This is a genomic window from uncultured Oscillibacter sp. (assembly GCF_900544955.1).
In the GTDB taxonomy this organism is placed as follows: Bacteria; Bacillota; Clostridia; order Oscillospirales; family Oscillospiraceae; genus Oscillibacter.
Map to the genome: position 1 here is coordinate 1 of NZ_UQXD01000067.1, position 7,504 is coordinate 7,504.

At 65.8% G+C, this 7,504-nt stretch carries 9 protein-coding genes; 8 read left to right on the top strand and 1 reads right to left on the bottom strand.

From position 1 onward, the window contains the following. Positions 1 to 41 precede the first annotated feature (41 nt). The 7 genes from uvrB (at position 42) to ybaK (ending at position 6,843) form a co-directional block, all read left to right on the top strand. Positions 42 to 2,012, top strand: coding sequence for an excinuclease ABC subunit UvrB (gene uvrB, locus QZS21_RS11290; protein WP_295583444.1), 1,971 nt, complete (start codon positions 42 to 44; stop codon positions 2,010 to 2,012). Between the two features lie 242 nt (positions 2,013 to 2,254). Continuing rightward, a complete protein-coding gene (locus QZS21_RS11295; RefSeq protein ID WP_295583446.1) occupies positions 2,255 to 2,632 on the top strand; it encodes an MmcQ/YjbR family DNA-binding protein in 378 nt (125 codons plus the stop codon). Then, positions 2,629 to 2,802 carry a hypothetical protein gene (locus tag QZS21_RS11300; protein ID WP_295583448.1) on the top strand — a complete coding sequence of 58 codons (174 nt, stop codon included), beginning with the start codon at positions 2,629 to 2,631 and terminating at the stop codon, positions 2,800 to 2,802. Before QZS21_RS11295 ends, QZS21_RS11300 begins: the two co-directional genes overlap by 4 nt. Positions 2,803 to 2,826: 24 nt before the next feature. After that, complete coding sequence (locus tag QZS21_RS11305) at positions 2,827 to 4,239, top strand: MBOAT family protein (RefSeq protein ID WP_295583450.1); 1,413 nt, start codon at positions 2,827 to 2,829, stop codon at positions 4,237 to 4,239. A 15-nt stretch (positions 4,240 to 4,254) separates the two neighbouring features. After that, positions 4,255 to 5,445: an alginate O-acetyltransferase AlgX-related protein gene (locus QZS21_RS11310; RefSeq protein WP_295583452.1), complete on the top strand. Its 1,191-nt coding sequence runs from the start codon at positions 4,255 to 4,257 to the stop codon at positions 5,443 to 5,445. Positions 5,446 to 5,450: 5 nt separating this feature from the next. Continuing rightward, positions 5,451 to 6,338: a DMT family transporter gene (locus QZS21_RS11315; protein ID WP_295583454.1), complete on the top strand. Its 888-nt coding sequence runs from the start codon at positions 5,451 to 5,453 to the stop codon at positions 6,336 to 6,338. A gap of 4 nt (positions 6,339 to 6,342) precedes the next feature. Beyond that, the gene (gene ybaK, locus QZS21_RS11320) at positions 6,343 to 6,843 is read left to right on the top strand and encodes a Cys-tRNA(Pro) deacylase (RefSeq protein WP_295583456.1); all 501 of its coding nucleotides are present in this window, start codon (positions 6,343 to 6,345) and stop codon (positions 6,841 to 6,843) included. Here ybaK and QZS21_RS11325 read toward each other — a convergent pair. Further along, complete coding sequence (locus tag QZS21_RS11325) at positions 6,796 to 7,011, bottom strand: hypothetical protein (protein WP_295583458.1); 216 nt, start codon at positions 7,009 to 7,011, stop codon at positions 6,796 to 6,798. The genes ybaK and QZS21_RS11325 overlap by 48 nt on opposite strands. A gap of 71 nt (positions 7,012 to 7,082) precedes the next feature. Here QZS21_RS11325 and QZS21_RS11330 point away from each other — a divergent pair, with 71 nt between their 5' ends. Continuing rightward, a complete protein-coding gene (locus tag QZS21_RS11330) occupies positions 7,083 to 7,304 on the top strand; it encodes a helix-turn-helix domain-containing protein (RefSeq protein ID WP_295583460.1) in 222 nt (73 codons plus the stop codon). Positions 7,305 to 7,504: the final 200 nt, after the last annotated feature.

Consider the following 7,504-nt stretch of genomic DNA (forward strand, 5'->3'; position numbering starts at 1 on the left):
GACCCCGATGCCCCCGCAGAGGGGAGAGAGGAGAGGCGTCTATGCCGAAATTTGAAGTCGTTTCCGAATATCAGCCCGCCGGGGACCAGCCCCAGGCCATCTCCGCCCTGGCGGAGGGCATCGAAAACGGGCTGAAGGAGCAGGTGCTGCTGGGCGTCACCGGCTCCGGCAAGACCTTCACCATGGCCAAGGTCATCGAGCAGGTCCAGCGGCCCACGCTGGTGCTGGCCCACAACAAGACCCTGGCCGCCCAGCTGTGCGCCGAGTTCAAGGAGTTTTTTCCCAACAACGCGGTGGAGTACTTCGTCTCCTACTACGACTACTACCAGCCGGAGGCCTATATCCCCCACACGGACACCTATATCGCCAAGGACGCCTCCACCAACGACGAGATCGACCGCCTGCGGCTCTCCGCCACCTGCGCCCTGCTGGAGCGGCGGGACGTCATCGTGGTGTCCTCCGTCTCCTGCATCTACGGCCTGGGCGAGCCGGACGACTTCGCCAAGCTGGTGATCTCCCTCCGGGTGGGGGCGGAGTGGGACCGGAACGAGCTGCTGCGCCGCCTGGTGGAAAACCGCTATGAGCGCAACGACATCGCCTTCGAGCGGAACATGTTCCGGGTCCGAGGGGACACGGTGGAGATTTACCCCGCCTATTACCGGGACCACGCCATCCGGGTGGAGTTCTTCGGGGACGAGATCGAGCGCATCAGCGACTTCTCCCCCGTCACCGGCTCCGTGAACCGGGTGCTGAACCACATCGCCATCTACCCCGCCAGCCACTATGTCACCACCAAGGAGAAGATGGAGCGGGCCATCGGGGAGATCCGCGCGGAGATGGAGGAGCAGGTGCGGGTCTTCACCGACAACAACCAGCTGGTGGAGGCCCAGCGCATCCGCCAGCGGACGGAGTACGACATGGAGATGATGGCGGAGCTGGGGTACTGCTCCGGCATTGAGAACTACTCCCGCATCATCTCCGACCGGCCCGCCGGGTCCGCCCCCATGACGCTGATCGACTTCTTTCCCGACGATTTCCTGCTGTTCGTGGACGAGAGCCACGTGACGCTGCCCCAGGTCCGGGCCATGTACAACGGCGACCGGGCCCGGAAGGAGTCGCTGGTGAAGTACGGCTTCCGCCTGCCCTGTGCCTTCGACAACCGCCCGCTGCGCTTTGAGGAGTTTGAGGCCCACATCGGCCAGGCGGTGTTCGTCTCCGCCACCCCCGGGCCCTACGAGCGGGAGCGGGCGGACCAGGTGGTGGAGCAGGTCATCCGGCCCACGGGCCTGCTGGACCCCCGGGTGGAGATCCGCCCCGTCACCGGCCAGATCGACGATTTGATGGAGGAGATCAACCAGCGCTCCGCCAAGGGCGAGCGGGTGCTGGTGACCACCCTCACCAAAAAGATGGCGGAGGACCTGACGGAGTATTTCAAAAACGCCGGTATCCGGGTGCGGTATATGCACTCGGATGTGGAGACCATCGAGCGGATGGAGATCATCCGGGACCTGCGGCTGGGGGAGTTCGACGTGCTGGTGGGCATCAACCTTCTGCGGGAAGGCCTGGACCTGCCGGAGGTGAGCCTGGTGGCCATCCTGGACGCGGACAAGGAGGGCTTCCTCCGCTCCGAGACCTCCCTCATCCAGACCATCGGCCGGGCGGCCCGGAACGCGGAGGGCCTGGTGCTCATGTACGCCGACGAGATCACGCCCTCCATGCGCTCCGCCATCGAGGAGACGGAGCGCCGCCGGGCCATCCAGGACGCCTATAACCAGGCCCACGGCATCGTGCCCCAGACCATCATCAAGAGCGTCCGGGAGGTGCTGGAGATCTCCAAGTCCGAGGAGGACACCCGCAAGCGCCGGGAGCGCAAGACGAAAATGACCGACCGGGAGCGGGAGGCGGAGATCGCCAAGCTGGAAAAGGAGATGAAGGAAGCCAGCAAGATGCTGGAATTCGAGTACGCAGCCGTGCTGCGGGACCGGATCATCGAGCTGCGGGGGGCGAAGTGACGCCTGCCCGCTTTAGGGGGAACGGGTATGGGATAAGGCTCCGGCGGCCGGGCCCTGCCGCCGGGCTGTACGGCTGGGGGCTGCTGTGCGAGCCGGATGCCCTTCCCGCCGGGAAGCGGCCCTCGTACGATGGATTTCTGTTTTTTTCCATGTCCGCCACTGGCCGTTCTCATATCTGTTTGCCCTGGTGATTTTGATGCTGCTGTGAGCGGGAAGCCCCGCCGTGAAAAGGAGGACCTCCCATGCACTATGACTGGCTGGACGCATATCTTCTGTCCCTTCCCGGGGCGGAGAAGGACTACAAGCCCGAGTGGCGATGGTTCCGCTACATGCTCCGGGGCAAGCTGTTTGCGGCGGTGTGCACGCCGGAGGAGAAGTATGAGACCTACGGCGGACACGACCTGGTGAACCTGAAATGCGACCCGGCGGAGGCGGAGCTGCTGCGGGCCCAATACCCGGAGATTCTGCCGGGCTTCTACACCGACAAGCGCACCTGGATCGCCGCCTTGCTGGACGGGGCGCTGCCGGAGGCGGAGCTGCGGCGGCTGTGCGCCAATTCCCACCGGCTGGTACTGGAGAAGCTGCCCAAGTACGTCCAGCGGGAGATTCTGAAGGGATGACGATGGAGGAGACGCGGACCCGGCTGCAAACCATCGTGCTGCTGGCCCTGGCGGTCATGATCGTGGGCTGCGGCATTTTGACGGCGGTCTCCCACTGCTGGTTCCGGGGCGTGGTATTCCCCTGCCTGCTGCTGATCGGGTACACAGCGGCCCTGTGGCAGCTTCCATAATTCTCAGGAAAGAGATGTGATTCCATGGCGTTCAGCAGTATGGCCTTCCTGTTTGGCTTTCTGCCCCTCAGCCTTTTTTGTTATTTTCTGCTCCCCGCCCGGTTCCGCTCCGGGCGCAACTGGGTGCTGCTGGCCGCCAGCCTGGCCTTTTACTGCTGGGGCGGCGTCCGGCTGCTGCCGGCCCTGGCGGTGTCCTGCGCAGGCAACTGGTGCGCGGCGCTGCTGGCGGCACCGGGGCGGCGGGGCCGCCGGGCCGTGTATCTGGCCGCCCTGGCCGGGAACATCGCCATGCTGGGCTACTTCAAGTACACAGGCTTCCTGGTGGCCAACCTGAACGCCCTGGGCCTGGAGCTGGCGGCGCCCGCCGTGGCGCTGCCCGCGGGCATCTCCTTTTTCACCTTCCAGGCCGTGGCCTACCTGACGGACGTCTACCGGGGCACCATTCCGGCGGAGCGGAGCCTCCCCCGGCTGACGCTGTTCATGGCCTTCTTCCCCCAGCTGCTCCAGGGCCCCATCCTCCGCTACGGGGCCTTTGCCCCGGAGCTGACGGACCGGCGGGAGACCGCCGCCGACGCGGCGGCGGGGGCCACCCGGTTCTGCTTCGGCCTGGCCAAAAAGGTGCTGCTGGCGGACGCCCTGGGCCAGATTGCCGACGGCGCCTTCGCCGCCGGGGACCGGCTGACCGTGTCCCTGGCCTGGCTGGGGGCCGTGGCCTACACCCTCCAGCTCTACTTTGACTTTTCCGGCTACACGGACATGGCCATCGGCCTAGGCCGGGTGTTCGGCTTCCGCCTGCCGGAGAATTTCAACTACCCCTATCTCGCAAAGTCCGCCTCGGAGTTCTGGCGCCGGTGGCACATGACCCTCTCCTTCTGGTTCCGGGACTATGTGTACATCCCCCTGGGGGGCAACCGCTGCGGCCGGGGCCGCCAGCTGCTGAACCTGCTGGCGGTGTGGCTGCTGACGGGGCTGTGGCACGGCTCCGCCTGGAACTTCGTCCTCTGGGGGCTGTACTACGCGGCGCTGCTGGCGGGGGAGCGGTTCCTCTGGGGGCGGGCACTGGAGCGGCTGCCCGCCCCGGTGCGCCACGGCTATGCCCTGGCGGTGATCGTGGTGGGCTGGGTGCTGTTCCGCTCCGCCGGCCTGGGCCAGGTGGGGCAGATGGTCTCCGCCCTGTTCGGCGCCGCCCCCGGCGGCCTTTGGAGCGGGGAGACGGTCTATTACCTGATCCAGTTCCGCTGGGAGCTGCTGGCGGCCATCCCCGCCGCCCTGCCGGTGAAGGACCTGGTGGCCGGGAAGCTGGCTGCCCGGGGCGGCCGGGGGTCGGAGGCCCTGCTGGACCTGGGGCCCAAGGTGCTGGCCTTCGGCCTTTTGGGCTGGTCCGTGGTGCGGCTGCTGAGTTCCACCTTCCGTTCCTTCCTGTATTTTCAGTTTTGAGAGGAGGCCCTTTTCATGCGCAGAGTTACCGACCGGGCTTTTCTCGCCGTGCTGCTGGCGGTGCTGGCGGCGGTGCCCCTGGGGACGGCCCTCTGGTCCCACAGGGAGACCACCGCCTACTATGAGAACCGCTCCCTGGCAAAGCGCCCCGCTCTCACCTGGGAGAGTCTGTGGGACGGCGGCTTTGCCGCCGATTTTGAGAGCTGGTACTCCGACCACGCCCCTGGCCGCACCACGCTGCTGAAGGCGGACACCGCCCTCCAGATGAAGGTGCTGCGCCGCCCGGTGGTCAACGAGGTGGTCACCACCCAGGAGGTGCTGCTGCCCGCCATGGAGTACAGTGAGTGGAGCCGCCGGGCCTATGAGGAGACCATGCCCCCCATCGCCGCCAACTACGGCAAGCTGAACCGCCACATCCAGAACTGCGGGGGCAGCTTTTACTTTGTGGGCTTTCCGGAGCAGCGGGTGTATTTCCAGGACCGGTTTCCCGCCTATATGAACAGCCACCGGCGGGAGGCCCAGGCGGCGGACGAGTCCTTCCAGACCGCCCTGGAGGGGGCGGGCATCCGCTTTTTGAACATGGGGGAGGTCTACGACCGCCAGGGCCGCCCGGCGGACTACTACTCCGCCGTGGACCACCACTACAATTACTACGGCGCCTACGCCGCCTACCGGGCCATTCTGGACGCCCTGGCTGCCGACGGCTGGGACCTGCCGGTGCTGACGGAGGAGGACCTGGATTTCCAGGAGCTGCCCAACCCCTATATCGGCTCCCGCAGCCGGAAGCTGTACAACCTCTGGCCCAATGAGGAGAGGGCCGTCATCGGCGTGCAGCGCCGCCCGGTGGCCTTTACCCGCACCGACAACGGCCAGCCCAGCGACAAACCGCTGTTCGTCCTCCCGGCGGCGGAGGACCTGCCCACCACCTACAACCTCTACATGGGCGGCGACTTCGGCGAGACGATTCTGGAGACGGGGCGGCCGGAGCTGCCGAATGTGCTGATCTACGGGGACTCCTTCACCAACGCCCTGGAGACGCTGCTGTACGCCTCCTTCAACGAGACCCGCATCCTGGACCTGCGGCATTACGACGACCAGAGCCTGCGGGACTATATCGCGGCCTACCGGCCGGAGATTGTGCTGTGCATCCAGAACGACACATTCTATTACGAGACCGGCGGCAACGGCGCGGTATGGGAGGATTGAACGGTATGGAGGCGGAGACAGGCAGTCAAAAAGCCTCACAGCGGGGCGCCTGCGCCAGCATTCTGGCGGGGGCCGCGCTGTGGGGCCTCATCGGACTGTGGAACCGGAATCTGATGGCCGGGGGACTGTCCCCTGGAGACATCGTGGTGCTGCGGAACTTCGGCGGCATGGCGCTGCTGGGAGTGGTGTTCGCGGCGGGGGACCGCAGCGTGTTCCGGGTGAAGCGGGAGCACCTGAAATATTTTCTCGGCACCGGCGTCGTCAGCGTGGTGCTGTTCACCCTGTGCTATTTCTCCTGCCAGAAAATCTGTTCACTGGCGGTGGCCTCCATCCTGCTGTACACGGCGCCGTCCTTCGTGGTGCTGCTGTCGGCCCTGCTGTGGCGGGAGCCCGTCACGGCCAGGAAGCTGGCCGCCCTGTTGCTGACGCTGGTGGGCTGCGCCGGGGTGTGCGGCCTCTTCGCCGGGAATTTGACGGTGACGGTGCCGGGCATTCTGCTGGGCCTGGGTGCCGGGTTTTTCTACGCGCTGTACAGCGTCTTCGGCCGGTATGCCCTGGCCCATTACAGCGCCATGACCGTCACGGTGTGGACCTTCCTCTTCGCCGGGCCCGCCTCCCTGGTGCTGCTGCGGCCCTCCGCGCTGGCGGCGGCCATGGCGGTGCCCCGGATGTGGCTGTACGCCGTGGGGCTGGTGGTGGTGTCCACCGTGGCACCCTACCTCCTCTACACCCGGGGACTGGCCCGAGTGGAGCCGGGCCGGGCCTCCATCCTGGCCAGCCTGGAGCCGGTGGTGGCCGCCCTGGCGGGGGCGCTGGCCTTCGGTGAGGCCATAGGCCCCCTGACGCTGGCGGGCATCTGCTGCGTTTTGGCGGGCGTGTACCTTTTGAGGTGAGAATATGGCAAAGAAGAAGGAAGAGAAGACCAACGTCATGCGGATCCTGGAGCAGAGGCACATCCCCTATACCGCCCATTTTTATCAGGAGAGCGAGGGGCCGGAGGGGACCCGGGAGTACGGCGTGCACATTGCCCAGGCCCTGGGCCAGGACCCGGCCCGGGGGTTCAAGACCCTGGTGGCCCGGGGGGCCTCCAAGGGCATCTACGTGTTTGAGGTTCCGGCGGCGGAGAGTCTGGATTTGAAGAAGGCCGCCAAAGCGGTGGGGGAGAAGGCCGTCGAGCTGCTCCGGGTGGCGGAGATCAACGCCGTCACCGGGTATATCCGGGGCGGATGCAGCCCCGTGGGGATGAAGAAGGCGTACCCGGTGGTGTTCCACCGGACGGCCCTGGACTACGAGACCATCTATATCTCCGGCGGGCGGATCGGCGCCCAGGTGGAGGCGCCGCCCCGGGCGCTACTGGATTTGCTGGGCGCCGGGACGGCGGATATCATCACGGAGTAGGGACAGGCCCAGATGGAGGCCCACGGCGAAGGCGTCGGTGGACCAGCGCAGGCGCAGGGCGTGCAGGGCGTCCGTCAGGTCCAGGCGCTGGCGGTCGGACAGCGGCAGCGGCTCCTGGAGGAGCGGGTCGGCGTAGCCGTCGAAGAGGGCTTCATAGATGCGATTCATAAGCAATGCCTCAATACGAACTTTTATGATGTCACAATACATCATAAAAGTTCGCCTGTCAAGGAGCGCGCATGGAAATTTTAGAAATTATGGGAAAACGGCTTCAAGAATTGCGAAAAGAGCAAAAGCTACGGCAAAAGGATATGGCGCAAATGCTAGAGATCACGCCTCGGCACTACCAGAAGATCGAATATGGGAAAGTAAATCTTCAGGCCTTGACATTATGCACCCTGGCGGATTATTTTGGGGTTACGACGGAATATCTCCTTGGGCGGAGTGACCAGCGGACCTGACCGGAGGGATGTCTGTACACCGTGCGCGGGGACGGGGATTTCCGCCCCGGGCGGGACGGGGGAATCCGCGCCCGGCGCGGGGACGAAGAGATTCCGCCCCCCCGGGACGGGACGGGGGAAGTGCGGCTTTGCCGCACGGAATGCACCCCCATGGCGTCGTCGCAAAGTCCGCTTGCCTCCGTTTCCGCCTGCGGCGAAAA